Origin of the sequence: Rathayibacter sp. AY1A5 (assembly GCF_002930875.1) — a bacterium.
Classification (GTDB): domain Bacteria; phylum Actinomycetota; class Actinomycetes; order Actinomycetales; family Microbacteriaceae; genus Rathayibacter.
In genome coordinates, this window is sequence record NZ_PSTM01000032.1 from 1 (window position 1) to 24,689 (window position 24,689).

Below are 24,689 nucleotides of genomic sequence, written 5' to 3' on the forward strand. Positions count from 1 at the left end.
AGGCGTGGAACAGCGCGCGCTGCGCGCTGGGGGTGATGGTGGCCGCGTTCTGCGAGGCGTGGGCCTCGTCGGCCTGCGGGAGGCGCGCCTCCGCGGCGGGCGGGTCTGTGGCGGGCCGGTCCGCGGGGGAGGAGCCGGTCGTCGGCTGCGCGGGGTCGACGGGGTCCGCGGAGGAGGGGCTCGAGGAGCGGCGGTCGGAGGCGCCGGATCCCGCACCGGGAGCGGAGGGGTCCGCAGTCGGCGCCGCATCCTCCGCGGGCGAGGCGGCGGTCGGCGTCGACACCGCTTCCGGGGCGGTCATCGCCTCGGGCGCGAGTGCGGCGGAGGCGAACACCACGGAGAGCACGAGGGTCGTCGTCGGGACGAACGCGGCGAGAGCGCGGGTGGTGCGGGTCACGGACGGTCCAGTTCTGCGGGCTCTGCGATGCGCCCGCCTGTGATTACTACCAGGAGCGCGAAGTGCTCTGCACCCCCGCTTCCGGGTGGAGTGCCGCGGAGCGCGCCAGCGGGCTCGGCCATGCTCGTGCGCCCACCTCTTCGACGAGGCGGCGCTGAGCCGGATCGATCAGGCGACCGATCTCCTTCTCGGGGAGCGCCTGCGGGGGTGCGGCCTTTCCTTCCCGCCCGCGGAGATCGACGTGACGGTGCTCCCGCCCAGGCCCGGCACGTCCTTCGGCATCTGGAGCCCTGAGCCGCGCACATCGAGCCCGCACTCGCCCTGCGCGTCGGATGATGCGCCGCACACGCAGAGGAGGGAGCGCCCGCGGGCACTCCCTCCTCCGTCACGACCGGACGACCGGCCGCCGTGCGCTCAGCAGACGCGGGCCGGGTAGGCCACCGTCTGCGCGAGGGTCTCGGAGCCCGCCGTCGCGGTCACCGTCACCTGGCTGCCCGGCATGCTCGCCAGGCGGGTGGTGAACGCGGCCGATCCGCTCGCGCCCGCGGCCACCCCGGTGACCGTCTTCGAGCCGTAGGCCGAGGCCATCGCGACGTCGATCGGAGCGGTGCCGCCGTTCTTGGCGAGGACAGTCAGCACCGCCTTCCCGGCGACGCAGCGCGCCGTCACGGTCACCGGCACCGTCAGCGCCGGGGCGGCCGCCTCGGGGACGACGATCTCGCCGATCTTGAGGAACGAGCCCGGCGTGGAGAAGGTCAGCTTCAGGCCGGTGGCCGAGACCGCCGCGAACGGGATCGTGGTCAGCGTGCCGTTCGCCGCCGGAGCGACGTTCTGCGCGGTGGTCGGCTTCCAGGTGCCGTCCTCGGCGCGGTAGGCCACGCTCACCGACGCCAGGGTGCCCTCGGTGTTGGTGAAGGTGAGCCCGGCGACGCGGTGCGCCTCGGTGTTCGTCAGGGTGAACTCGGCGCTGCCGGCGAAGGTGCCGTCGGTCCAGGTCGACCAGGGGGTGCTCACGTTGCCGTCGCAGGCGTTCTTCGCGGGGAGGGTCGCGTACTTCGTCTGGCTGAACGACGCCGAGACCGCGGCTCCGGGGACGCGGCAGACGTTCGTCGGCGGCGCGGTGCCCCAGATCTGCACCTCCGAGACCGACTGCCACGTGTTCGCCGCGCTGGTGAGGTGCAGGCGGAGGCCCGTGGTGTCGGGCAGGGAGGACAGGTCGAGGATCGCCGTCGGGGCGGATCCGGTCGCGGCCTGGCTGAGGGTGGTGGCGACCGAGGAGGTCGTCCATGCGCCGTTCACCTGGTACTCGACCTCGATCCTCGAGGGCCAGGTCGCGGTCGCACCGTCCTTGTAGGTGCTGACCGTCACCGAGTCGAGGTTCTGCGCCGCGCCCCAGGAGAAGGAGAGGCGGCTGTCGCGCGGGTAGCCGGCCGAGGACCAGTCGTCCCAGCCCTTGCCCTTCACATCGCCGTCGATGAGCTTGCCGGCGAGGTCCGTGCGGCTCGAGACCGCGACCGACGCTCCGGGAGCGAGGTTCGCGATGCCCGGCTCCGCCACCTCGATCGTGCGGGTGAAGCGGCGACCGGAGGAGAATCCGGCGTCGGCGGCGAGCGTGCCCGTCACCTGCACCGTGCCGAGCTCGGCGGGGCCGGGGGCGGCCCAGGTCACGGCGACGTCGCGGGTCGAGCCGTTGCTCGAGACCGAGACCGTCGAGGGGAGCGCGGCGGCGATGTCGGCGCCGCGGCGGACCTGCTTCGGCAGACGGGCGTCCACGACCGACCAGACGCCCTCGCCGACCCCCTTGTCGTCCCAGTAGGAGAGGTTCCAGCCGGATCCCCAGCGCGCCGGGTCCTCCTGAGCCGGATTCCGCATCTCGAGGCGGCCGTTCTCACCGACCGTCATCGGGAGCCAGACGTAGGTCGAGTCCGACTTGCCCTCGTTCCAGCGGTCTCCCATGTAGACGTACTTGCCGGGAGCGAGGGTGAGGACGTTCGTCGACTGCGAGCCGAAGGTCGTCTTGCGGGAGTCGCCGATCGAGAGCAGGCCGTCGCCGCCCTCCGGGATCGCGTTGTACGCGACGTTCTCGTCGGCGTCGCCCTTCTCGACTCCGCGGGTCCACGCGCCGAGGATCGAGTCGGCGGTGTAGTAGGTCTGCGGGTTCGGCGCCCAGCCGGTCGCCCCGGAGGCGATCGTGTAGTACTTGCCGCCGTTGGCGAAGATCGCGGGCGCCTCGAGGTGTCCGCACTCCTTCACGATCTGGAAGTCGGTGCCGCGCACCGGTGCTCCGACCGCACCGTCGGCGAAGACGTAGGGGTACGTCCCGTCGGCCGAGTACTGGTTCGCGTCGAGGGTGTCGGTCGTGGTGGTCCGCTCGACGTTGGTGTAGTCGGCGTCCAGCTTCGCCACGTAGAGCGAGTAGTTCTCCTCGGAGGAGTAGGAGATGTACGCGGTGCCGTCCTCGTCCTGGAAGACGGTCATGTCCCGCGCCTGCCCGGGCACGGCGGAGGTGGTGCAGGCCTTGTAGTCCGTGCGGTTGTAGAGGCGGTAGACGCCCTGGAGCGTGAAGGGCCCGGTCGGGCTGTCCGAGACGGCTACTCCCGCCATCGAGCGCGCGTAGGTGCTGCCGCCCGGGGTGATGCGGCCGTCGGAGTGCCACCACATGACCCACTTGCCGGTCTTCTCGTTGAAGAGGACCTTGGGGCGCTCGAAGATGGCGGTGTTCGGCGAGGCCTGCGTCGTGTCGAGGTGGTAGTCGAGCTCCGCGATGCGGTCGGCGCGAGGGGCTCCGGAGTCGTCGACGGTGTCGTAGAGCGCGTCGAAGTAGGGGGCCTCGAGGTCGGCCGGAGCCGAGACGCTGCGGAGCGCGGTGCCCTTGTTCTCCCAGTTGTGGCCGTCGGTGGAGCGGTAGACCGCGACTCCGGGGCTGTTCCAGTAGCCCTTCGTGCGGTCCTCGCCGTACCAGTACTGGACCTGCTGACCGCCCTCCTCGACGGTGACGATCTGGCCGCCGTGCGCCTGGATGTGGCGGCCGTCGGTGTCGTACCAGTAGGGCTGGAAGTAGCCGGCCGCGGTGCTGCCCGGGTCCTGGACCGCCGGGTAGTCGGTGTAGGTCACGGGCGTCGAGGTGCGCGGCACTCCGTCGTCGGGATCCGTGGCCACGGCGGCCGAGGCCGACTGCGCTCCTGCTCCCAGGAGTGCTGCGACGAGCAGCGCGGCCACCGCCGCGGCGGCCGTTCGTGGTCGAGACGTCATGCTGTGCTCCTTTGCACCGGGGACTTCGCGCATGTTCACGCAAACATCAGGCTTCCACGAGGCTCTGATGACGTCAACATCCTGATCGACCGACGGCCGGGCGTCGGACGGCCGCCCGGGCTCCGTCTTGGCCGCTCAGCGCTCCGGCGCTAACGCCCCGCCCGGGCCGAAGGCGAGCTCCGCGAACCGGCGGCCGATGAGCTCGTGCGCTTCCGGATCCGGGTGCAGGCCGTCCGGGAGCGGGAGCCGCTGGGCGTCGTCCGGCCCGTAGAGCGCGAGCCCGTCGAGCAGTCGCAGGTCCGGGTCGTCGGAGCGCGCGGCGACGACCTCGGCCAGCGCCTCGCGGACGATCCGCAGGGTCAGCCGTCCGTTCGCGGTGTCGCCCGGGTCGCCGGTCGCGACGAAGCGCGGCGCCCCGGTCGTGAAGGACGCGGGATCGACATCGCCCGGCCCCGGCGTGTCCTCGTGGATCCCGCAGAAGAGCGGAGTGACGAGGAGCAGCGGCGTCGCGGGATGGCCCTCGCGGATCGTGTCGAGGAAGCCGTGCACCGCCGGCACGAAGGTGCGGCGGCGCATGCCGTCGAGGTTCACGAGGTTGATGCCGAGCGCGACACTGATCAGGTCGGCAGGAGTGTCCCGCATCACGCGAGCGGTGAAGGGGTCGACGAGTGCGCTCCCGCCGAAGCCGAGGTTCACCAGGCGGGCGCCGCTCGCCCGGGCGGCCACGGCCGGCCAGATGCCCGAGGGGCGCGCCGCGTTCGAGCCCTGGCTGATCGAACTGCCGTGGTGCAGCCAGACGGGGCCGGAGAGCGGCGCGGGTTCGAGCGGTGCGTCGGACCGCAGGGCCACGAGGTCCACCGCCTCGTTGTGCGGGAGGAGCAGCTCCACGCGAGACGGCCCGGCCGGGAGGTCGAGCCCGACCGTGTCGAGAGGTCCGGGGAGGAGGGCCCGGTCACCGGTCGCGAGGTCGAATTCGATCGCGTCGCCTCCGGTGAGCGCGTGGGAGGCGGTCATCTCGCCGTCGACGACCGCGTCGACTGCGCCGCGCGGCCGGGGCAGCCCCCGATAGGCGACCCGTGTCGCGTGCACGTCGAGCTCGATCCGTCGCGCCTCGGTGACGAAGGAGATCCGGACACCCGAGGGCTGCGCCTCCATCAGCAGGAGCTGCGCATCCGCATCGCGCTCGCGGACCGCGCGGGGGAGGCGGTGCGGCCGGACTCCGCGGGGCACCTCCTCCAGCTCGATCGCGCCGTGGACGAGCCGTTCGGTGAGGGGTGTGCTGATCATGCGGGGATGTCCTTCCGGCGGGTCCAGTGGCTGAAAAGAAAGTGCAGGCAGGCGAGGAGCTCGCTCCACGACTGCGCGGGGGTCGGGCTGCTGTGCGCGAAGCTCCCGAGCCGTTCGAGGGTGAGGAAGCCGTTCAGAGCGGCGCCCGTCACTCGGACGGCGTGCACCCGGTCCTCGGCGGGGATCGCGTAGCCGAGGAGGACCGCATCTGTGAGCTGCACGACGCGGCGGGCGGCCGGGGCGGCGACCGCGTCCGGCCCCGCAGTGCGCTGCAGCGACTCCCACAGGCCCGGCCGCTCGCGCGCGAAGGAGCGGTGGGCGTCGGCGAAGCCGTCCAGCGCCTCCCGGGCGGAGCGTCCGGCGATCGCGACGGCGATGCGGTCGGACAGCTCGTCGAGGGCCAGGACCGTGACGCCGTCGCGGAGTGCGGCGAGATCGCGGACGTGCGTGTAGAGGCTCGGCGTCTGCACCTCGAGCGAGCGGGCGACGGCGGCCAGGGTCACGGCGGCGAGACCATCGGCGTCGGCGATCGCGGCGGCGCGATCGATGACGGCGGAGCGGGTGAGGGAGCGACGGGGCACGCGTTGATCCTAATACCCCTAGGTTTTCACATATGGACATTCGGAAGCTCCGACGCCCGAACCGCGATCGCCCCCGAGCCGGAGGGCTCGAGGCCATCGAACGTGCGGTGCGGCCTAGCCGCCGACCGCCTGGCGAGCGCTGTCGAGCCCGCTCAGTTCTTCCGGATATCGATCTCAGGGCTGCGAGGATCTCGCGCGCTCGAGGATGGCCGCGATCACGGCGGACTTCGCCTCGGCGTAGTCGTTCCCGTCCTCCCAGCGCCGGAGGAGGAGAGACGCCTTCGTGCTGCCGTAGAGCTCGCGGTCGGCCGGGTCGGTGCGCAGCCGGTCGCGCAGGAGGAGGTACGCGTCGATCGCGGGATGACCCTTCTCGTAGATGTGGACGTGGGCGTCCCGTCCGGGCGTGCGGACGAGCCGGTGCCCGGGCTCGCGGGTGCGCAGGACGTAGCCGGCCTCGAGCAGCGGCGCGACGTGGTCCTCCTCCGCCGTGACGTCGGGCACGACGACCAGCACGTCGACGATCGGCTTCGCGGGCAGGCCCGGGACGGAGGTCGAGCCGATGTGCTCGACCCGCACGCCCGGGACGGCCTCGAGGATGCGCCGCCGGTGCTCCTCGAACAGGGCGGACCACTCGGGGTCGTGCTCGTGCAGGGCGAGCTCGAGCGGCTCCGGTCCACCGACGAGCTCGACGGAGACGACGTCGGGGCGGCGGGGGGAGCGGTGCGGAGTCACCGGGTCATCCTGCCAGGGGTGCCGCAGGGCGGGTGCGGTTCACTGGAGCGGTGAGCACCCTCCTCGTCACCGCGCACCCCGACCGCGACTCCCTCACCGCCGCCCTCGCCCGGCGGCTGCGGGACGAGCTCGGCCCCGACGGAGTGGAGACGGCCGACCTCGACGCCGAGGGCTTCGACCCGCGGTTCGGCGCGGCCGACCGGGACCGCTACCGCGGTGTCGGCCCGGTTCCCGACGACGTCCTCCGCGAGCAGCGCCGGCTCGACGGTGTCGACCATCTCGTGCTCGTCTTCCCCGTCTACTGGTGGTCGATGCCCGCGCTGCTGAAGGGCTGGTTCGACCGCGTCTTCCTCGCCGGCTGGGCCTTCGACATCGACCCCGTCCACGGCACGCAGCGCAGGCTCGGCGCCCTGACCGTCCACCTCGTCCTCGTCGCGGGGGACTCCGCCGGGACCTACGAGCGGCACGGCTACGAGCAGGCGCTGCTGACGCAGATCCAGCACGGGATCATCGACTACTGCGGGGCCCGGCGCGGCGGGGCCGTCTTCGTCCACGAGTCCGAGCGCGAGGACGACGCGAGCCGCAGGGCGGCGGTCGAGGACGCGGTCGAGCGGACCGTGGACGCGATCAGGGCTGATCCGCCTGCAGCGCTCCGGTGACGAGGGCCTGCACGAGGGTGTCGGCGTCGTAGTCCGGATCGTGGGCGGCGCCGATGCAGAGGTTGCCGATGCCCTTGAGGAGCATGTAGCCGCTGAGACTCGATGCCGGGATCCGGGCGGGTCGTGCCGCCTCGAGCAGGTCGCCGCAGACGGGGACGAGCCGCTCCACGAAGTAGGCGTGCAGGGCGTCGGATCCGGCGCTGTCGCCCTGGAGCGCGCCGGCGAGGCCGTGCTTGGTCACCAGGAGGTCGACGAAGTGGGCGACCCAGGCCCGGAGGGCGGCCTCCGGGGTCGCGCTGTCGGCGAGCAGCCGTGGGCCCGCCTCCGCGCAGGCCTCGACCTGGTGGCGGTAGACGGCGACCACGAGCTCCGAGCGGGTCGGGAAGTGCCGGTAGATCGTCCCCATGCCGACGCCGGCCTCCGCCGCGATCTCGCGGACCGGCGCGTCCACGCCGGAGGCCACGAACACCGTCGCCGCGGCGGCGAGCAGTGCGTCGCGACTCGTCCGCGGTCGGCCGGGCGTGCGGGGCACACGGTCGCTCATCGGTTCTCCTTGCTTTTCGGAGCGGCGCTCCGTAATGTCTCCGAGCGCAGCTCCACCACGTTCCGGAGCAGTGCTCCGCAATGTTCCGGAGCCGCGCTCCGCAATGTTCCGGAGCAGCGCTCCGACGATTGTGCCAGAGCGCCGCCCCCCAGGAAGGACCCTCGTGCCCACTCCGCTCCTCGACTCCCTCGACCGCGTCGTCGGACCCGGCGCCCCCGTCGTCTCCCTCGCTCCGGTCGCGCTCGACGCCCCCGGCCGCCCGGTCCCGCTCGAGGTCCGCGTCTCGGCCCCGACGACGGGGTCGGATCTGCCCGTCGTGCTGTTCTCGCACGGCAACGGCTGGAATCTCGACGGCTACGCCCCGCTGACCGCCTTCTGGGCGTCCCGCGGCTTCGTCGTGATCCAGCCCACCCACCTCGACTCCCGCCGCAACGGCTTCGGCTTCGACCACCCGGTCTTCCCGAGCATCTGGACGGAGCGGATCACCGACCTGACCCGCTCCCTCGATCAGCTCGACACCCTCGAGGCGGCCGTCCCCGGCCTCGCCGGACGGATCGACCGCGCCCGGATCGCCGTGGCCGGCCACTCCTGGGGCGGGCAGACCGCGCAGGCACTCCTCGGCGCCCGCGTCCTCGACGACGACGGCACCGCCGGAGCCGACCTCTCGGACGAGCGGGTCCGCGCCGGGATCCTGCTCGCGGCGACCGGGCTCGCCGGGGACGACCTCGCGCCGTTCGCCCGCGAGCACTTCCCCTTCCTGCGGCCCTCGTTCGCCGAGCTGACCACACCGACCCTGGTCGTCGCGGGCGACCGTGACCAGTCGCGGATGTCGCGGCGCGGCCCCGACTGGTTCACCGACGCCTTCACGCACAGCCCCGGCGCCTCCGACCTGCTGACCCTCCACGGTGCGGAGCACTCGCTCGGCGGGATCGTCGGGGACTCGGTGGCGGAGACGACCGACGCGGACCCCGAGCGCGTCGCCGCGCTGCAGCGGCTGAGCACCGCCTACCTCCGCACCGCGCTCGGCGTCGATCCGCGGAGCTGGGGCGCCGCGCGGGACGCCTTCCGACACCACGGGGCCGCCCTCGGCCGGATCGACGGGAAGTAGCGGCTGCGGTCGACCCCCGGTGAGCACCGCCCGATGCGCGCGGTCCGCACGGCCGAGCGCGACCCCTCTCGATCCGTCGCGAACGGCCCGTCGTCGAGGGGCGGACGGGTCGTTCGCGACGGATGAGCGGAGCGGGTCCTGCCGTCAGCGCGGGGCGCGCAGCCCGGCGAGCGGGCCGTCGTGCAGCGGCTCCGTCTCCCAGCGGACGCGGGCGGTGCGGTCGGGACCGAGCTCGACGTGCAGGCGGTGCGGGGTCTCGAGGAACACGACGTCGACCATGACTCCGTCGCCCGAGGGTCCGGCGCTCGCCGCGAACGGCCCGTCGACGGTCCAGGCTCCCGCGCCGGGCGTCACCGCGAAGCGCTCGTCGCCCTCGGTCAGCGCGAGCGTCCAGCCGCCCTCGTCGGCCGTCACCTCGACGGCGTCGGGCCACGATCCGACCGGCGTGTAGCTCCCGGTCGCGGGGGAGGCGCCCTCGAGCGGGGGCAGGGCGAGCTCCGACAGCCGGTCGGCCAGTCGGGCGTCGGCCTCCGCCGTGGACCCTCGGCCGACGGCGGGGAGCAGGTGCTCCCAGGCGAGCGCGAGCAGCGTCTGCGTGTCCGAGGTCTGGCCGGTCAGCGCGATCACGAGCTCGTGCTCGGGCACGATCAGGCTGAACTGCCCGTACGCGCCGTCCGCGCGGTAGCCGTGCAGCGACCGCCAGAACTGGAAGCCGTAGCCCTGCTGCCAGTCCGGTCCGCCGTCCTCGTGGGTCGGGACGTGCGCGCGGGACGCCTCGGCGACCCACTCCGGCGAGAGGATCCGCCGGTCGCCCCAGCGCCCCTCCTGCAGGTACAGCAGTCCGAGCGCAGCTGCCGCCTCGGTGGTGGCGTGCAGCCCGCTGTAGCCGAGCTCGCGCCCCGAGTCGTCGCGATGCCAGGCGACCTCGCCGATGCCGAGCGGATCGAGCAGGCGCGGGCGCAGGTAGTCGGTCAGCGACTGCCCGCTCACGCGCTGCACGATCGCGGCGGCGGCGAAGGTGCAGGGCTGGTTGTAGGCGAAGACGCTGCCCGGCTCCTGCTCCGGCGGGAGGAGGAGGAAGCCGCGCACCAGGTCGACCGGATCCGTCTCCTCGGCGCGGTCGATCGTCTCGGCGGAGTGGCCGCTCGCCATCGCGAGGACGTGGCGGACGCGGATCGCACGCGAGCGCGGGTCGGTGATCTCGTCGTCGAGCTCGGGGAAGTACGAGAGGACGGTGGCGTCCAGGTCGACCAGGCCCTCGGCGACCGCGAAGCCGACGGCGGTCGCGGTGAAGCTCTTGCTCAGCGAGTAGAAGAGGTGCGGCCGCTCGGCCGAGTACGGCGCCCACCAGCCCTCGGCGACGACGTCGCCGCCCTGCACGACCATCAGGCCGTGCAGCTCGACGCCGGGAGCGGCCTCGACCCCTTCGACGAAGGCCAGCACTCCCTCGGCGTCGACGGAGCGGGCGGACGGGGTGCTTCTCGGCAGTGAGCGCGTCATCCTCCGATGCTACGACCGGCGCGGCGCCGCCTCCGCCCGGGGGCAGGTGGCAGCGCCGCTTAGGCGGTCGGCTCGGCGGGGAAGGGCCCGAGGCCGAGCAGGAAGCGGAGGATCGCGTCGGCCGGCACGCGCAGGGCGGGGCCGGAGCCGAGCTCCCACTCCGCGTCGGTCGGAGCGAGGGTGCGACCGCGGACGGCGGCGCGGATCGCGAGCGGCGCGCGCTGCAGGCGGTCCAGGGCCACCCCGCCGGTGATGCGGGAGGAGAGGGCGAGCGGCTCGGGGGAGAGGGCGAGCTCGACGCGGACGACCTCGACCAGCTCGGCGACCGAGCGGGGACCGGCGCCGGCGCGGCGAGCGGAGGCGAGAGCGGCCAGGGCCGGGGCGATCTCGGCGGCAGGGGGAGGGGAGGAGGCCTCGCGGGCGCCCATCCGCGTCGCGAGGCGCTGGCCGGTGCTGCTCGAGAGCCGCACGACGAGCTCTCCGAGCAGGGCGTCCCGGGAGACGGCACTGGCCGCCTCGCCCTCCGTGGTGGAGGGCGAGGCGGCCAGGACGGCGAGGCGGTCGAGCCTCTCGGCGACGAGGGGGCGCCAGTCGTTGCTGACGCCCGTCTCGTCGACCGAGGGCCCGGTGCTCAGCGGCAGGAACCGCGACCAGTCGGGCACGACCGCAGGGCCTAGCGTCCGCCCGAGCGGCGCTTGTTGTAGACGTCGAAGGCGACCGCGAGCAGGAGCACGAGGCCCTTGACCGCCTGCTGCCACTCGATGCCGATGCCCATGATCGACATGCCGTTGTTCAGGACGCCGATGATGAGGCCACCGATGATCGCGCCGCCGATGGTGCCGACGCCGCCCTGGACCGCCGCGCCGCCGATGAAGGCGGCCGAGATGGCCTCGAGCTCGAAGCCGTCGCCCGCCTTCGGGCCGGCGAGGTTGAGTCGCGCGGTGAAGACGAGGCCGGCCAGCGCCGCGAGGACGCCCATGTTGACGAACAGCCAGAAGGTGACGTTGCGGGTCTTGATGCCGGACAGCTCCGCGGCGTGCAGGTTGCCGCCGATCGCGTAGACGTGACGGCCGAAGACGGAGCGGTTCATGACCACGCCGTAGATCAGGACGAGCACGGCGAGCACGATCAGGGTGACCGGGATGCCCTTGAAGGTGGCCAGCGCGAAGGAGAAGGCCGCGATCACGACGGAGACGAGGACGAGCTTGGTGACGAACCAGGCGCCCGGCTCGACGCTCTGCGCGTACTTCTGGCGGCCACGGCGGGTGCGCACGGACTGCACGGCGAAGGCGACGATCGCGAGCGCGCCGATGACGAGCGACAGCGGGTCGAGGTCGGTCTCGCCGAACAGGTCGGTGAGGAAGCCGTTGCCCAGCGCGCGGTACTCGGTCGGGAAGGAGCCGATGTTCGCGTTGCCGAGGACGACGAGCGCCAGGCCGCGGAAGATCAGCATGCCCGCCAGGGTCACGATGAACGCCGGGATCCCGACGTAGGCGATCCAGAAGCCCTGCCACGCTCCGACCAGGGCGCCGATGAGGAGGGAGAGGATGATCGACAGCCACCACGGGAGACCCATGTTGACCGCGAAGACGCCGGAGATCGCTCCGACGAACGCCGCGACCGAGCCGACCGAGAGGTCGATGTGCCCGGCCACGATGACCATCACCATGCCGATGGCGAGGATCAGGATGTAGCCGTTCTGGACGATCAGGTTCGAGATGTTCTGGGGGCGGAGGAGGATTCCGCCGGTCATCACCTCGAACAGCAGCACCACCACGATGAGGGCGATGAAGATGCCGTTCTTGCCGAGGTCGCCCAGCACGTGGCTGAGGCGCTTCGTGAAGGCGTTCTCGGTGGGCTTCACCTGCGCACCGGCCGCGGTGGACGGTTCGTTCTGCAGATCGGTCATCGTTGCTTCTCCTGGGTCATGAGGGTGAGGACCGCCTCGGGCGTCGCCTCGGCGATGGGCAGCTCGCCCGTGATCCGGCCCTCCGACAGCGCGTAGACGCGGTCGCAGATGCCGAGCAGCTCCGGCAGCTCGGAGGAGATGACGATGATCCCCTTACCCTGCGCCGCGAGCCGGTTGATGATGGTGTAGATCTCGTACTTCGCACCCACGTCGATGCCGCGGGTGGGCTCGTCGAGGATGAGGACGTCCGGGTCGGAGTAGATCCACTTCGACAGGACGACCTTCTGCTGGTTGCCGCCGGAGAGCTTCCCGGTCTTGGCGAGCACGGTCGGCGACTTGATGTTCATGCTGCCGCGGTACTCGTTGGCGACCTCGAACTCGCGGTTGTCGTCGACGAGTCCGCCGCGGGCGACCTTGTCGAGCGACGCGAGCGAGATGTTCCGCTTGATGTCGTCGATGAGGTTGAGGCCGTAGTGCTTGCGGTCCTCGGTCGCGTAGGCGAGCCCGTGGGCGATCGCCTCCGAGACGTTGCGGATCTTGATCTCCTTGCCGGCCTTGAAGACCTGGCCGGAGATGCGGCTGCCGTAGGAGCGGCCGAAGAGGCTCATCGCGAACTCGGTGCGCCCGGCGCCCATGAGCCCGGCGATGCCGACGATCTCGCCGCGGTGCACCGTCAGGTTGACCTTGTCCACCATGACGCGGGTCGGGTCCTGGGGGTGGTGGGCCGTCCAGTCGACCACGCGCAGGATCTCCTCGCCGATGTGCGGCGTGTGGTCCGGGTAGCGGTGGTCGAGGTCGCGGCCGACCATGTCCTTGATGATGCGGTCCTCGGTGACGTCGTCGTGAGCGATCGTCTCGATGGTCTTGCCGTCGCGGATGACCGTGACGGTGTCCGCGATCTTCTTGATCTCGTTCAGCTTGTGGCTGATGATGATCGACGTGATGCCCTGCTCCTTGAGGTGCAGGATCAGGTCGAGCAGGTGGTCCGAGTCCTCGTCGTTCAGGGCCGCGGTGGGCTCGTCGAGGATGAGCAGCTTGACCCGCTTGGAGAGCGCCTTCGCGATCTCGACGAGCTGCTGCTTGCCGACTCCGATCTCCATGATCTTGGTGGTCGGGTTCTCGCGCAGACCCACGCGGGCCAGCAGCGCCGCGGCCTCCTGGTTGGTCTTGTTCCAGTCGATCAGGCCGCCGAAGCCGCGCACCTCGTTGCCGAGGAAGATGTTCTCCGCGATGGAGAGGTAGGGGCTGAGGGCCAGCTCCTGGTGGATGATGACGATGCCCTTCGCCTCCGAGTCGCGGATGCTGGAGAACTGCATCACCTCGTCCTCGAAGACGATGTCGCCCTCGTAGGTGCCGTGCGGGTAGACGCCCGACAGGACCTTCATCAGCGTCGACTTGCCGGCGCCGTTCTCCCCGCAGATCGCGTGGACTTCGCCGCGCTGTGCGTTGAGCGTGACGTCCTGGAGCGCCTTCACGCCCGGGAACGTCTTGGTGATGCCGCGCATCTCGAGGATGTTCGAGGTCACGCCGCCTCCCTTCCTTCGTAGTGGGGGAGGGCGCCCGGTGGGCGCCCTCCCGGGGTGTTCCTTCTCGGGTGAGGAGAGAGGACTAGCCGTTCACTTCCGCATCGGTGTAGTAGCCGCCGTCGACGAGGACGGACTGGATCTGGTCCTTGGTGACGATGACCGGCTCGAGCAGGAAGGACGGGACGACCTTCTTGCCGTTGTCGTAGGTGTCGGTGTCGTTGACCTCGGGCTCGGTGCCCTCGAGCACGGCCTGGGCCATCTTCACGGCCTCCTTGGCGAGCTCGCGGGTGTCCTTGTAGATGGTCGCGTACTGCTCGCCGGCGATGATCGCCTTGACGGAGTCGAGCTCGGCGTCCTGACCGGTGATGATCGGGAAGTCGGAGCCGACGGTGTAGCCGGCGTCGGTCAGAGCCGAGATGATGCCGCGGCTGAGGCCGTCGTAGGGCGAGAGGACGCCCTGGACCTTGGAGCCGTCGGAGTACGTCTTGGTGAGGATGTCCTCCATGCGGCTCTGGGCGACCTCGCCGTCCCAGCGGAGCGTGGCGACGGTGTTGAAGTCGGTCTCGCCGGACTTCACGACGAGCGTCTTGTCGTCGATGTACGGCTGGAGGGTGTCCATCGCGCCGTTGAAGAAGAACGTGGCGTTGTTGTCGTCGGGGCTGCCGGCGAACAGCTCGACGTTGAACGGGCCGGCGGGGGCGTCGGCGGCCTTCGCACCGGTGAGGTCGGTGAGACCGAGGCCCGCGAGGAGCGAGGTGGCCTGCTGGACGCCCACCTTGTAGTTGTCGAACGTGGCGTAGTAGTCCACGTTCTCGGAGTCGCGGATGAGGCGGTCGTAGGCGATGACGGGGATGTCGTTGGCCTTGGCCTCCTCGAGCACGCTCGTGAGGGTGGTGCCGTCGATCGAGGCGACGATCAGGGCCTTGGCGCCCTTGGTGATCATGTTCTCGAGCTGCGAGACCTGGGTGGGGATGTCGTCCTCGGCGTACTGAAGGTCGACCTGGTAGCCGGCCTCCTCGAGCTGCGACTTGACGTTGTTGCCGTCAGCGATCCAGCGCTCGGACGACTTGGTCGGCATCGCGACGCCGACGAGGCCGCCGTCGCCGGATCCCGAGCCCGAGCCGCCACCGGTTCCGGAGGAGCAGGCGGCGAGGGAGAGGATCATCGCTCCGCCGGCGATGCCGGCGATGAGAGCGCGCTTCATTGTGGTCACTGTGATTCCTTCGTCATTGAATGCAGTGGATGCAGGGCCGCCCTCGGGATCGGGGCGGAGATGTGATGCCATGTGAGCGATCACATTGCGTCATGCTAGACCCGACGGCGCCGTTCGTGTCAACGCGCACGTCTCGACTCGGTAACGGGACACCGGCGGCGCGTCGTCCGCTCTCGGAGCGGTGCTGTCAAGGGTCCCCGGCCCCGGAAGGGAGCCGGAGCCGTCGGCGTTGCGTCCAGCACTGTCGAAAGGACGCACACCATGACGAAGACCTGGTTCATCACCGGCGCCTCGAAGGGCTTCGGCCGCGAGTGGGCCGAGGCGGCGCTCGAGCGCGGCGACTCGGTCGCCGGCACCGCCCGCCGGATCGAGACCCTCGACGCCCTCGTCGAGGAGTACCCCGACACGTTCCTCCCGCTGACCCTCGACGTGACCGACCGCGCGGCCGGCTTCGCCGCTGTGCAGGCCGCGGCCGAGCGGTTCGGCCGCCTGGACGTCGTGATCAACAACGCCGGCTACGGGCACTTCGGCATGATCGAGGAGCTCACCGAGGAGGAGGTCCGCGCGCAGCTCGAGACCAACGTCTTCGGCGCCCTCTGGGTCACCCAGGCCGCGCTGCCGATCCTCCGTGAGCAGGGCTCGGGCCACATCGTCCAGGTGTCCAGCATCGGCGGCATCAGCGCGTTCCCCTCGATCGGCGCGTACCACGCGTCGAAGTGGGCGCTCGAGGGCTTCACCCAGTCGCTGGCCGCCGAGGTCGCCGGCTTCGGGATCCACGTGACCCTCGTCGAGCCCGGCGGGTACTCGACCGACTGGTCCGGTCCCTCCGCGTCGCGCAGCAAGCCGATCGCCGCGTACGACGAGGTCCGCGAGGCCGCGAGTCGACGCCCCTCCGCCGCTCAGCAGGGCGACCCGCGGGCCTCGCGCCTCGGGATCCTCGCGGTCGTGGACGCGGACGAGCCGCCGCTGCGGATCTTCTTCGGGCGCGCGCCGCTGGGCATCGCGACGGCGGACTACGAGGCGCGCCTCGAGACCTGGAAGCGCTGGAACGACGTGTCGATCGCCGCACACGGCGAGTGATCCCGGGCGGTCGCGGCGCGAGGGCGTCGCGGCCGCCGGTCAGCGCGAGGCGGTGACGCTCGCGCTCCGGGGGACGGCCGTGGATCCGCGGACGACCAGCTGCGGAGCGATCGGCGCCGCCTTCTCCGGCCGGTCGCCCTCGATCAGGCTGAGCAGCGCGGCCACGCACCGGCGTCCGAGCTCCACGAAGTCCTGGCGGACGCTGGTCAGCGGCGGCCAGTAGAACGCAGCCTCGGGGATGTCGTCGAAGCCGATGACGCTGACGTCCTCCGGCACGCGGACCCCGCGCTCGTGGAACGCGCTCATCAGTCCGAGCGCCATCTGGTCGTTCCCCGCGAACACCGCGGTGAAGTCGAGGAAGCGCGAGAGCTCGAGGCCCACGCGGTGGCCGCGCTCGGCGCTCCAGTCGCCGAGCAGCGGCGGGCGCAGCGGGATCGAGCGGTGGTCGAGCTCGGCGAGGTAGCCGCGCATCCGCGCCTCGGCCTCGATCCAGTCCTGCGGGCCGGCGAGGTGCACGATCTCGGTGTGCCCGAGGTCGATCAGGTGCCCGGTGGCGATGCGGGCGCCGGCCATCTGGTCGACGTAGAGCGCGTCGTCGCGGTCGTCCTCGCTCGTCTGCAGCGTCACGTGCGGGATGCGCAGCGCGACTCCGGAGAGGATGTCGAAGACGCGGATCTGCGGGGCGACGACCACGAGGCCCTCGACCGCCTGGTTGAGCAGATGCCGGATCCCGGCCTGGATCGACGCGCCGTCGGTGCCGTCGACGTTGGCCGTGACCACGAGGTAGCCCGCGTCGCGCGCCGCCACCTCGATGGCCTGGATGCTGGAGGCCGGACCGTACTGCAGGCTCTGCGAGGACAGCACGCCGACGGTGCGGGTGCGGCTGGTGACCAGTGCCCGCGCGGCGAGGTTGGGGCGGTAGTCGAGCTCGGCCATGACCTCGAGCACGCGCTTCTTCGTCTCGGCGCGGAGGCTCGGGTGGTCGTTCAGGACCCGGGAGACGGTCTGGTGCGAGACGCCGGCCGCGCGGGCGACGTCGTAGATGCTCGGCGCCCGCGACGCGGGCTTGTCTTCCGGCATCGGGCACCGCGGCTCTCTGTGATCGGCGCCTCCGACGCAGGACCGGGGCGCCCTCACGGGCGGCTCGCCCGTCCGCGGGCGCGTGTGAGCACACTTTACGTCCCTCGGCGCGGGGGCCTGCACACCGACGGAACCTCGACGGCTCGGACGGGTGCCGCTCCTGGATCGGCCGGACGTTCCGGCACCGCTGGTGCGGGCGCGCCGGAACGGCGCGATCCGCGCTTCCGCCCGGCGGTCGTCGCAGCGGGTGGTCGCCGCGGTCGGGTCAGCCGTCGAAGACCTCGGCCGAGGCGGAGGCCGCATCGGAGCGGAGCACGGCGACGAGGTCCGCGGGACAGTCCTCGAAGGCCGTCCTCTCCGGACCGGGAGGCGTGTGCGCTCGGACGTCGACGACGGATCCCTGGGGCGCGACGGCGTCGGGCGATCACAGGCGCCACCCTGCGGTCCGGGGTACTTTCCTGCGTGTGAACGACAGCGACGAGAAGTCCGGGAGAGGCTGGCGCATCGATCTCGGCGAGCCGCCGGAGAGCGTGTCCGGCGATGTCGCCGACGCTCTCGATCGGGTGTCAGCGGAATTCGCGGCATTCCGGAGCGGGACTTCCGGCGAGGGCGGAGAAAGGGCCGCGGCGCTCCGCCGAGCCGCCCGACTCGGGGCCGGAGAGCACCGGCTCGCCGTCGCCTCGGGGCTGACGCGGGAAGGCGTCCGCGCCTTTCTCGCGGGGGGATGACAAGCCGTCGGAGAGGCGGTTCCCCCGTGCCTCGACAAGCCGGCGCCGAAAAAAGAGAAAGGCCTCGAGAAGGCGCGGCATCCAGAGAGATCGGAGACGACGAATGGACGACGAGGAGTGGGCTGGCTACCTTCTCGCGATGGAGCGCCGAGCACCGACGGATAAGGACGGCGCGACCGCGGAACGCCGTGACGCGATGGTGGCGGCTGTCCTGCGGGAGCTCGACGGGGTCGATCCGTACGGACTCGAGCCGGGTCGCGAGGACGGCGCTCCCCGCGACGAGTACGCGTCTGAGGCGGCCCCGATCGCGAGCATCCTCCTGCGCCGAGGACGGATCACCGGCGAGGAGCTCGACGCCGTCTGGCGGTTCTGGTTCGGCGAGCCGCTGAGCGCCCTGCTCGGCGACGGCTTCGCCCCGCTCCTGGCGCGGCTCGACCGGCTCGCTCCTCCCTCGGCGGAGGACTGACGGGCGTCGGGTTCCGGCGGCGGACCGGCCGCGATCCCGGCGTCCCGTATCGCTCCGCCCAGCTCCGCCCAGCTCCGCCCAGCTCCGCCCAGCTCCGCCTAGCTCCGCCTAGCTCCGCTCGCGGAAGAAGCGGATGAGCTCGCGCAGGGCCGGGAGCGTCGCGCTCTCGGCCTCGGCGTCGTCGAGGTCGTCGAAGGAGGTGCGGAGCCCGGCGGCGTCGGCGTCGGCGGCGGACTCGAACGCCATCGACCACTCCGGGAACAGCCGCTCCCGGATCGGCTCCTCGAGGAGGGTGCGCAGCTGCGCGTGGCGCTCGTCGGCGGCGATGACGGCCATCCGCTCGCGCAGGACCGCGTCCGGCCCCTCGAGCACCTGGAGGAATCGGCCGTCGCGGTGCAGGAGCATGCCGGTCAGGCCGAGGCGCTCGTTGTTCGCGCGGCACTGGGCGAGCAGCGCGGGGAGGTCGGCGTCCGTGAAGCCGGCGGAGGTGCGGCTGGAGTAGACGAGGGAGAGCATGGCGTCCGTTCCTGAGGGGGGAGGCGGGCGCCTCCGCTCCCAGTGGACCACCGACAGCGCCTCCCGCACGGCCACTTCCGCCGGCGGCGGCGGGCTGCTAGAGCTAGCCGACCGTGATCGGAGCGGCGGACGGACGGGTGCCCTGCCGCATCCAGACGAAGAAGCCGACCAGGGTGAATGCGCCGTAGAAGACGTACATCAGCCCCGACGCGTAGTAGCCGGCCGAGAACAGCAGCGGCACGCCGACCAGGTCGACGGCCACCCAGATGAGCCAGAACTCGGTCCAGCCCTTCGCCATGCCGTAGGTGGCGAGGACGGAGCCGACGAAGATCCACGCGTCGCTCCAGACCGGCTCGTAGGAGCCGAGCGCGCGGAACACGGGCGTCAGCACCGCGGTGCCGCCGACCATCCCGAGCACCAGCAGGCCGCGGGTGCGCCACGACGCCCAGCGCGGCTCGATCAAGGTGGCGGCGTCGTCGGGGCGGTGGGTCCACCGGTACCAGCCGTAGACGCTGACCAGGATGAACATCACCTGCCGCCCGGCCTGGCCGAGCAGGTTGACGGGGTTGGGAGTGCCGAACAGGGCGCCCATGAAGACCGTGAACAGCAGCACGTTGCCGATGAGGCCGACGGGCCAGGCCCAGACCTTCCGCCGCATCCCGCCGAGGGCGCTGAGGAGCCCGAAGACGTTGCCGATGACCTCCCGCCAGAGGACGGTCTGCTCGCCGATGACGATCTGCGCGTCGAACAGCCAGTGCACGAGGTCCACGAGGCCTTCTTCCTGAGTCGGGATGCCGGGTGGTGCAACCCTGCCCCATCCCGGGCCATTCCCGTCGCGGGCTGATGAGGGCGCCGCGCTCGGACCACGCTGGATCCCGCTCCGGGGCGGGGAGCGCGACCGGCGCCCCGCTGTGCCGTCGCGACCGTAGGCTGGCGGGATGACGTCCCGGGTGCGACTCCTCCTGGCCTCGTCGCACCCCGGGCCGACCGTGACGGTCACCGTGCTGGCGACCGTGATCGCGGCGGCGTCCGGGCATCCGCTCGGGCAGGTCGTGCTGGTGGCGCTCGCCGTGCTGCTCGGGCAGCTCTCGATCGGGCTCGCGAACGACTGGATCGACGCCGATCGCGACCGCGCGGTGGGGCGCACCGACAAGCCGGTCGCGCAGGGGCTGATCGGCGTGGGCGCCGTCCGCGCCGCCGCACTGGGGACGGCGGCGGCCGCCGTGGTGCTCTCGCTGCTGCTCGGACCGGTCGCCGCGGTCGCGCACCTGGTGCTGGTCGCCGCGGGCTGGGCCTACGACGCGGGGCTCAAGCGCACGGTCTGGTCGGTCGCTCCCTTCGTGGTCGCCTTCGGGCTGCTGCCGGTGGTGGCGGTGGCGGCGGGCGACGGCCGGGTCCCCGCCTGGTGGGCGATCGCGACCGGCGCCGTGTTCGGCGTCGCGATCCACTGCACGAACGTGCTCCCCGACCTGGTCGACGACGAGGCCACCGGGGTCCGCGGCTTCCCGCACCGCCTCGGCCTGCGGCTCTCCGGAGTCGTCGCCTTCGGGTCGCTGGTGGTGGCCGCGCTGCTCGTGCTCGTCGGACAGCTCGTCGGCGACCAGCCGGTGCGCGGGACGGGCGTGGTGCTCGCGGTGATCGGGACCCTCGCGGTGGTCGTGCTCGCCGCGGCGGGCATCCGCCTGGTGCTGACCGGCCCGCCCACGCGCACCCTGTTCCGGCTGGTGATCGCGGCCTCGCTCGTGCTGGTGGTCGAGCTCGGGCTGGCGGGCGCGCGGCTCATCGGCTGACCGGCCGCCCTCAGGACCAGCGCATCGCGTAGACGCGGGCGAGCAGGTCCGAGGTCGGCAGGGCGAGGGCGGTGCAGAGGAACGCCTCACGGCCGCGGTGCGCGAGCGAGCCGAGCGGGCGTCCGAGGGCCATGTTCGCCTCCGCCTGCCGCGCCGCGCGCCGGGCCGCGGTGGTGCGCCGCCGGGCGAAGCCGGGCCAGGGGCCGGCCTCGCCGCGGCGCACGGCACCGGCCAGGAGCGGGGCGAGCTCGGCGGCGTCGAGCCAGCCGAGGTTCATGCCCTGCCCGCCGATCGGACTGATCTCGTGCGCGGCGTCGCCGATGAGCACGACGCGGCCGACGCCCATCCGCTCGGCCTCGCGGCGCCGCACCTGGAAGCCGCTGAGCATCGTGCAGGTCTCCGGGTCGGCGTCGGCGCCCGTCCGGTCGCGGACAGCGGCGGCCAGGGCGCGCGCGGCCTCCTGGTCGGGGGCCTCCTCGGGCCGCCAGGCGGGGGCGCCGAGGGAGCGGTCGGGGCCGCTCAGGGCGACGTACCGGCGCCGACCGCCCGGGAGCGGGAAGGACTCCACCACTCCGGCCGGGCCGACGTCGACCAGCGCGGTGCCGGTGAGACCGCCGGGCTCGGGGTCGGCGAAGTCGCCCATCACGTAGAGGTCCGGGTAGTCGCGGCCGGTGGTGCGGATCCCGAGCAGGTCGCGGACGGTGCTGCGGGCGCCGTCGGCTCCCACGACGAAGGCGGCGCGGACGGAGACCGGCTCGCCGCCCGGTCCGGTGCCGGTCGCCTCGACGGTCGAGCCCCGACGGAGCAGGCCGGTCAGCGCGACCCCGGGGCGCAGCGCGTCCGGGGCCGCCGCCTCGAGGCGCTCGCGGAGGATCGCCTCGGTGCGGTGCTGGTCGAGGGTGACGACGTAGGGGTGCGTCGCGGAGGCGCGCGCGAACGAGAGCGTGCCGAGGGTGCGGCCCCGGCTGCGCGCGACGCCCTCGCGGACCCGGGTGGCCTCGGCCAGCACGGGAGCATCGGCGCCGACTGCGGCGAACGCGTCGAGCGACGGCGGATGGATGCCGATCGCCCGCGAGCCGCGCGGCACCGAGGAGCGCCGCTCCCACACCTGCACGTCCACTCCGGCCCGCGCCAGGAGCGCGCCGAGCAGGAGTCCGACCGGACCGCCGCCGACCACGAGCACGTCCGTCTCCGCTGTCACGGGTCGAGCCTAGGGAGCGGCGGCGCGGCGGGCGAGGGGGTGCGCTCGACCGCCGCGCGTGCTCAGGGTGCGAGCGGAGGCGTCAGAGCGCGTCGACAGCGGCGAGGATCTCCTCGGTCTCCGTGCGCGTCGTGTAGTCGACGTGCACGGCCGCCGTGCGGACGATCCGGTCGACGTCGACGACCAGGACGGTCGGGTACGGGACGGCCGGGGTGTCGTCGGCGTTGCTGTCCTTCACGGCGAAGCCGAGCGCGGTGTGCGCCTCCTGCGCCTCGCCGCTGGGGGCGGTGACGATGCCGAGAGCGCTCGCGAGCGTGTTGCCGGGGTCAGAGACGACGGTGAAGCCCAGGTCGCCGTTCGCGACCGCCGCGCGCGACCCGTCGGGGGTCTGCGGGCTGATCGCGACGAGGGCGACTCCGCGCGACGCGAGCTCGGGGGCGAGGGTCTCGTTGTAGTGCTTGAGCGTGATGTTGCAGTACGGGCACCAGGCTCCGCGGTAGAAGACGAGGACGGCCGGGCCCGCGCCGAGGACGTCCGCGAGGTCGACGGTGTCGCCGTCGACGGTCACGACGGAGGCGGCGGGGAGCGCGTCGCCGGCGGTGACGGCTCCGCTCGGGGCGCCGGCGGCGACGAGGCCGTCGCGCTCGCCGGAGAAGACGGCGGCGAGCTCGGGGCCGACCGTCTCGTCGAAGCCGACGGTGAACTGGTCGAGCTGGGTGCGGACGGAGGTGCTGGTCATCGGAAGTCCTTCGGTCGTGACGGTCGTGGTCCCCCGTCCGGGAGCCTAGGCATGCGGGGGACCGGGCGCCGGGCGCCCGTCACGCGGCGTCACACGACGGCCGACGCGTGTCGGCCGGCGTGCGTGGGGACCGGCCCCGTCGCTCCGTCATTCCGGGGCGACGACCAGCTCGCCGCCGGCGGAGCGCGAGACGCACGGCATGATCCAGCGGTCCTGCTCCTCGGGGGTCAGCACCAGGTCGCGGTGCTCCGCCGTCCCGCCGACGAGGCGCAGGCGGCAGGTGCCGCACGTGCCCGACTCGCAGGAGGAGTCGACGTCGATCCCGGAGGAGCGGAGCGCGGTGAGGAGCGAGCGGTCGGCCGGGACCTCCACGACGGCTCCGGTCGGCTCCCAGACGGCGGCGAAGGGGACGGCTCGGTCGCCGACGGCGTCGACGCCCGCGAAGTCCTCGACGTGGATCCGGCTCGGGCGCCAGTGCATCGTGAGGGCGAGGACCTCGTCGATCAGCGCGGACGGACCGCAGCAGTAGATCCGGGTGTCGTCGTCGGGCTCGGCGACGAGCGGCCAGAGGTCGAGCCGGCCGTGGATCGCACTGTGGTGCACGAGGGAGCCGTCGGCGGAGAACTCGTCGAGCCACGCGGTGTCCTCGGGGGTGCGGCTGAGGTAGACGACCTGCACGGCCGATCCCTGCGCCCGGAGCTCGGCGGCCATCGCGCGGATCGGGGTGACCCCGATCCCGCCGGCGATCAGGAGGTAGCGGGCGGCGGGCCGGAGGGCGAAGGTGTTCGCGGGCGGCGCGGAGGAGAGGACATCGCCGACGCGGACGTCGTCGTGGAGGCTCCGCGATCCGCCCCGACCCCCGGGCTCGCGGCGCACCGCGATCGCGTAGTGCGACGGCTCCGCGGATCCCGGCTCGATGAGGCTGTAGCTGCGGCGCTCGCCGGAGGGGGTCGTGAGCGTGAGGTGCGCGCCGGCGGAGTAGCCGGGCAGCGGGGCGCCGTCCTCGCTCCGCAGCACGAAGCGGGTGACGGCCGGGGTGAGCGCCTCGCGCTCGGCCACCACGAGCCGCAGCTCAGCCACGGAGCACCAGCTCGTCGCCCACGCCGAGCGTGCCGCCGTCGAGGACCTCCGCGTAGACGCCGAGGAGCTCGTGGCCGTAGGTCTCGTGCAGCAGGCGCGGGACGGGCAGGTCGCGCCGACCGGTGCCCGGCTCGACCTCGGTCGCGGCGCACCGCTCGGTGGCCTTCGTGATCCGCAGCCGCAGCCCGCCCGCGCTGAGCTCGCACCCGAGCTGCTCGAGCTCGCTCCACGCCGGCAGCCCCTCGAGATGGATGTTCCCGCGGAACCGCAGCGGATCGACGCTCCGGCCGGTGCGCTCGGCGAGGTCGCGGACACTCGCCAGGTTGATCAGCGAGACGTACTCCATCTCGACATCGGAGTTGTGGGCCGTGTCGGTGTAGCGGCGCCCCGCGTCCTGGGCGATCACGGGCTCGACGCCGGGCGGCAGGTCGAGCACGCGGGCGGCGAAGGAGCGCAGTGCGGCCCGGCCGTCCTCCGCGCCGAGGTCGGCGGAGAGGACCCGGTGGCCGCGGACGTCGACGGTGAGCACTCCGCTGTCGGGGTCGAGGTGCGTGGTCAGGCCGGCGAGGCGCGCCTCGGCGACGAGCACGAAGTACTCGCGCTTGGAGATGCCGTGCCGCATGCCGGGCCGGTAGGCGCCGCCGGGGCGGGCGAGGGCGATCGTGCGGTCGAAGGGGACGCCGCGGCCGGCGGTGAGCTCGACGCGGGGGAGCGGCTGCGGGGTCAGGCCCTTCACCGGGTAGACGAAGAGGCCGTCCACGCGTGTCGTCATGCCCCCATCCTGGCGCATCGCCGGGGAGCCGGCAGGGCCGTCGCGGCGCAGCGGAGCGCGGGTAACTGACGCGGCGCCGTGCGGATGCTGCGAGGGCGGGCGGAGGGATCCGCTCCGGCGGGCCTCGTCAGTACTGGAGCGAGAGGCCGACCAGGGGCGGGACGACGAGCGCTCCCAGCTCGACGATCGCGACGCTCGCGCCGACGCCGAGCGTGACGGCCGAGAGCAGCCGGGCGCGGTCCTTCCGCGCGACGCCGATGACGCCGACGATCGCGGTCGCCGTCGCGAGCACGAGCATCGTGACCCCGAGGGCGGCGAAGAGCGCCCCGATCTGCGTGGTGTCGAAGCCGCCCTGGAACGCGAGGACCGGGATGGCCGTGGTGAGCGCGGTCCGCCCGATCTGCGCGAGGACGAGGACGATCGCGAGGACGAGGCCGACGATGCCGACGACGTCGCGGGGCCGGGACTGGGGGGCGGGGACGGAGGCGGTCACGCCGTCGAGCCTAGGGGCGGGCGCGGCGGCGGGGCG

24 protein-coding genes and 1 pseudogene are annotated in these 24,689 nt (G+C 72.7%); 6 read left to right on the forward strand and 19 right to left on the reverse strand.

Features of this window, described 5'->3' with window-relative positions:
* The 5 genes and pseudogenes from C5B98_RS15525 to C5B98_RS15550 all read right to left on the reverse strand — a co-directional run.
* A pseudogene (locus tag C5B98_RS15525) lies at positions 1–397 on the reverse strand (hypothetical protein); the annotation flags it as partial.
* 414 nt (positions 398–811) lie between these two features.
* Entirely contained in the window at positions 812–3,649 is a 2,838-nt protein-coding gene (locus C5B98_RS15535) for a discoidin domain-containing protein (RefSeq protein WP_104328062.1), read from the reverse strand.
* Between the two features lie 135 nt (positions 3,650–3,784).
* Entirely contained in the window at positions 3,785–4,936 is a 1,152-nt protein-coding gene (locus tag C5B98_RS15540; RefSeq protein ID WP_104328063.1) for a GDSL-type esterase/lipase family protein, read from the reverse strand.
* Positions 4,933–5,517, reverse strand: a complete 585-nt coding sequence (locus C5B98_RS15545; RefSeq protein WP_104224976.1) for a TetR-like C-terminal domain-containing protein — start codon at positions 5,515–5,517, stop codon at positions 4,933–4,935. Before C5B98_RS15545 ends, C5B98_RS15540 begins: the two co-directional genes overlap by 4 nt.
* Positions 5,518–5,691: 174 nt before the next feature.
* On the reverse strand, positions 5,692–6,249 hold the full coding sequence (locus tag C5B98_RS15550; RefSeq protein ID WP_104328064.1) for a GrpB family protein: 558 nt from the start codon (positions 6,247–6,249) through the stop codon (positions 5,692–5,694).
* 50 nt (positions 6,250–6,299) lie between these two features.
* Here C5B98_RS15550 and C5B98_RS15555 point away from each other — a divergent pair, with 50 nt between their 5' ends.
* Positions 6,300–6,908: an NAD(P)H-dependent oxidoreductase gene (locus C5B98_RS15555; protein ID WP_104328065.1), complete on the forward strand. Its 609-nt coding sequence runs from the start codon at positions 6,300–6,302 to the stop codon at positions 6,906–6,908.
* Here C5B98_RS15555 and C5B98_RS15560 read toward each other — a convergent pair.
* Positions 6,877–7,452: a TetR/AcrR family transcriptional regulator gene (locus C5B98_RS15560; RefSeq protein WP_104227392.1), complete on the reverse strand. Its 576-nt coding sequence runs from the start codon at positions 7,450–7,452 to the stop codon at positions 6,877–6,879. The two genes, C5B98_RS15555 and C5B98_RS15560, sit on opposite strands and share 32 nt — an antisense overlap.
* Positions 7,453–7,615: 163 nt before the next feature.
* On the opposite strand from C5B98_RS15560, the gene C5B98_RS15565 reads away from it, so the two are divergent.
* The gene (locus C5B98_RS15565; RefSeq protein ID WP_258063533.1) at positions 7,616–8,560 is read left to right on the forward strand and encodes a chlorophyllase; all 945 of its coding nucleotides are present in this window, start codon (positions 7,616–7,618) and stop codon (positions 8,558–8,560) included.
* 144 nt (positions 8,561–8,704) lie between these two features.
* On the opposite strand, the gene C5B98_RS15570 is transcribed toward C5B98_RS15565, so the two are convergent.
* The 5 genes from C5B98_RS15570 to chvE form a co-directional block, all read right to left on the reverse strand.
* Complete coding sequence (locus tag C5B98_RS15570) at positions 8,705–10,060, reverse strand: serine hydrolase (protein WP_104328067.1); 1,356 nt, start codon at positions 10,058–10,060, stop codon at positions 8,705–8,707.
* Positions 10,061–10,119: 59 nt separating this feature from the next.
* Positions 10,120–10,722 carry a hypothetical protein gene (locus tag C5B98_RS15575; RefSeq protein ID WP_104234507.1) on the reverse strand — a complete coding sequence of 201 codons (603 nt, stop codon included), beginning with the start codon at positions 10,720–10,722 and terminating at the stop codon, positions 10,120–10,122.
* Positions 10,723–10,733: 11 nt separating this feature from the next.
* Positions 10,734–11,969 carry a multiple monosaccharide ABC transporter permease gene (gene mmsB / locus C5B98_RS15580; RefSeq protein ID WP_104227395.1) on the reverse strand — a complete coding sequence of 412 codons (1,236 nt, stop codon included), beginning with the start codon at positions 11,967–11,969 and terminating at the stop codon, positions 10,734–10,736.
* Complete coding sequence (gene mmsA, locus C5B98_RS15585) at positions 11,966–13,495, reverse strand: multiple monosaccharide ABC transporter ATP-binding protein (RefSeq protein ID WP_104227396.1); 1,530 nt, start codon at positions 13,493–13,495, stop codon at positions 11,966–11,968. Before mmsA ends, mmsB begins: the two co-directional genes overlap by 4 nt.
* A gap of 82 nt (positions 13,496–13,577) precedes the next feature.
* Complete coding sequence (gene chvE / locus C5B98_RS15590) at positions 13,578–14,699, reverse strand: multiple monosaccharide ABC transporter substrate-binding protein (RefSeq protein ID WP_104224984.1); 1,122 nt, start codon at positions 14,697–14,699, stop codon at positions 13,578–13,580.
* Positions 14,700–14,969: 270 nt separating this feature from the next.
* On the opposite strand from chvE, the gene C5B98_RS15595 reads away from it, so the two are divergent.
* Entirely contained in the window at positions 14,970–15,788 is an 819-nt protein-coding gene (locus C5B98_RS15595; RefSeq protein ID WP_104328068.1) for an SDR family oxidoreductase, read from the forward strand.
* Positions 15,789–15,827: 39 nt separating this feature from the next.
* Here the strand turns inward: C5B98_RS15595 and C5B98_RS15600 are convergent, their stop codons facing one another.
* Entirely contained in the window at positions 15,828–16,868 is a 1,041-nt protein-coding gene (locus C5B98_RS15600; protein WP_104234510.1) for a LacI family DNA-binding transcriptional regulator, read from the reverse strand.
* 464 nt (positions 16,869–17,332) lie between these two features.
* Here C5B98_RS15600 and C5B98_RS15605 point away from each other — a divergent pair, with 464 nt between their 5' ends.
* On the forward strand, positions 17,333–17,596 hold the full coding sequence (locus C5B98_RS15605; protein WP_146076983.1) for a hypothetical protein: 264 nt from the start codon (positions 17,333–17,335) through the stop codon (positions 17,594–17,596).
* A 139-nt stretch (positions 17,597–17,735) separates the two neighbouring features.
* Complete coding sequence (locus tag C5B98_RS15610) at positions 17,736–18,062, forward strand: hypothetical protein (protein WP_146076984.1); 327 nt, start codon at positions 17,736–17,738, stop codon at positions 18,060–18,062.
* 108 nt (positions 18,063–18,170) lie between these two features.
* Here C5B98_RS15610 and C5B98_RS15615 read toward each other — a convergent pair whose 3' ends face one another.
* Positions 18,171–18,578, reverse strand: coding sequence for a BLUF domain-containing protein (locus tag C5B98_RS15615; RefSeq protein ID WP_104227402.1), 408 nt, complete (start codon positions 18,576–18,578; stop codon positions 18,171–18,173).
* A 103-nt stretch (positions 18,579–18,681) separates the two neighbouring features.
* A complete protein-coding gene (pnuC, locus tag C5B98_RS15620; RefSeq protein WP_104224989.1) occupies positions 18,682–19,347 on the reverse strand; it encodes a nicotinamide riboside transporter PnuC in 666 nt (221 codons plus the stop codon).
* A gap of 169 nt (positions 19,348–19,516) precedes the next feature.
* Between pnuC and C5B98_RS15625 the strand changes: the two genes are divergently transcribed.
* Entirely contained in the window at positions 19,517–20,368 is an 852-nt protein-coding gene (locus C5B98_RS15625) for a UbiA family prenyltransferase (RefSeq protein WP_104224990.1), read from the forward strand.
* 10 nt (positions 20,369–20,378) lie between these two features.
* Here C5B98_RS15625 and C5B98_RS15630 read toward each other — a convergent pair whose 3' ends face one another.
* The 5 genes from C5B98_RS15630 to C5B98_RS15650 form a co-directional block, all read right to left on the reverse strand.
* Positions 20,379–21,569 (reverse strand): NAD(P)/FAD-dependent oxidoreductase, encoded by a 1,191-nt coding sequence (locus C5B98_RS15630; RefSeq protein ID WP_104224991.1) that lies wholly within the window; start codon positions 21,567–21,569, stop codon positions 20,379–20,381.
* An 82-nt stretch (positions 21,570–21,651) separates the two neighbouring features.
* Positions 21,652–22,308: a peroxiredoxin-like family protein gene (locus C5B98_RS15635; protein ID WP_104224992.1), complete on the reverse strand. Its 657-nt coding sequence runs from the start codon at positions 22,306–22,308 to the stop codon at positions 21,652–21,654.
* 147 nt (positions 22,309–22,455) lie between these two features.
* On the reverse strand, positions 22,456–23,388 hold the full coding sequence (locus C5B98_RS15640) for a PDR/VanB family oxidoreductase (protein ID WP_104224993.1): 933 nt from the start codon (positions 23,386–23,388) through the stop codon (positions 22,456–22,458).
* The gene (locus C5B98_RS15645) at positions 23,381–24,160 is read right to left on the reverse strand and encodes an MOSC domain-containing protein (protein WP_181065567.1); all 780 of its coding nucleotides are present in this window, start codon (positions 24,158–24,160) and stop codon (positions 23,381–23,383) included. Before C5B98_RS15645 ends, C5B98_RS15640 begins: the two co-directional genes overlap by 8 nt.
* Before the next feature lie 127 nt (positions 24,161–24,287).
* On the reverse strand, positions 24,288–24,653 hold the full coding sequence (locus tag C5B98_RS15650) for a hypothetical protein (RefSeq protein ID WP_104296217.1): 366 nt from the start codon (positions 24,651–24,653) through the stop codon (positions 24,288–24,290).
* Positions 24,654–24,689 lie beyond the last annotated feature (36 nt).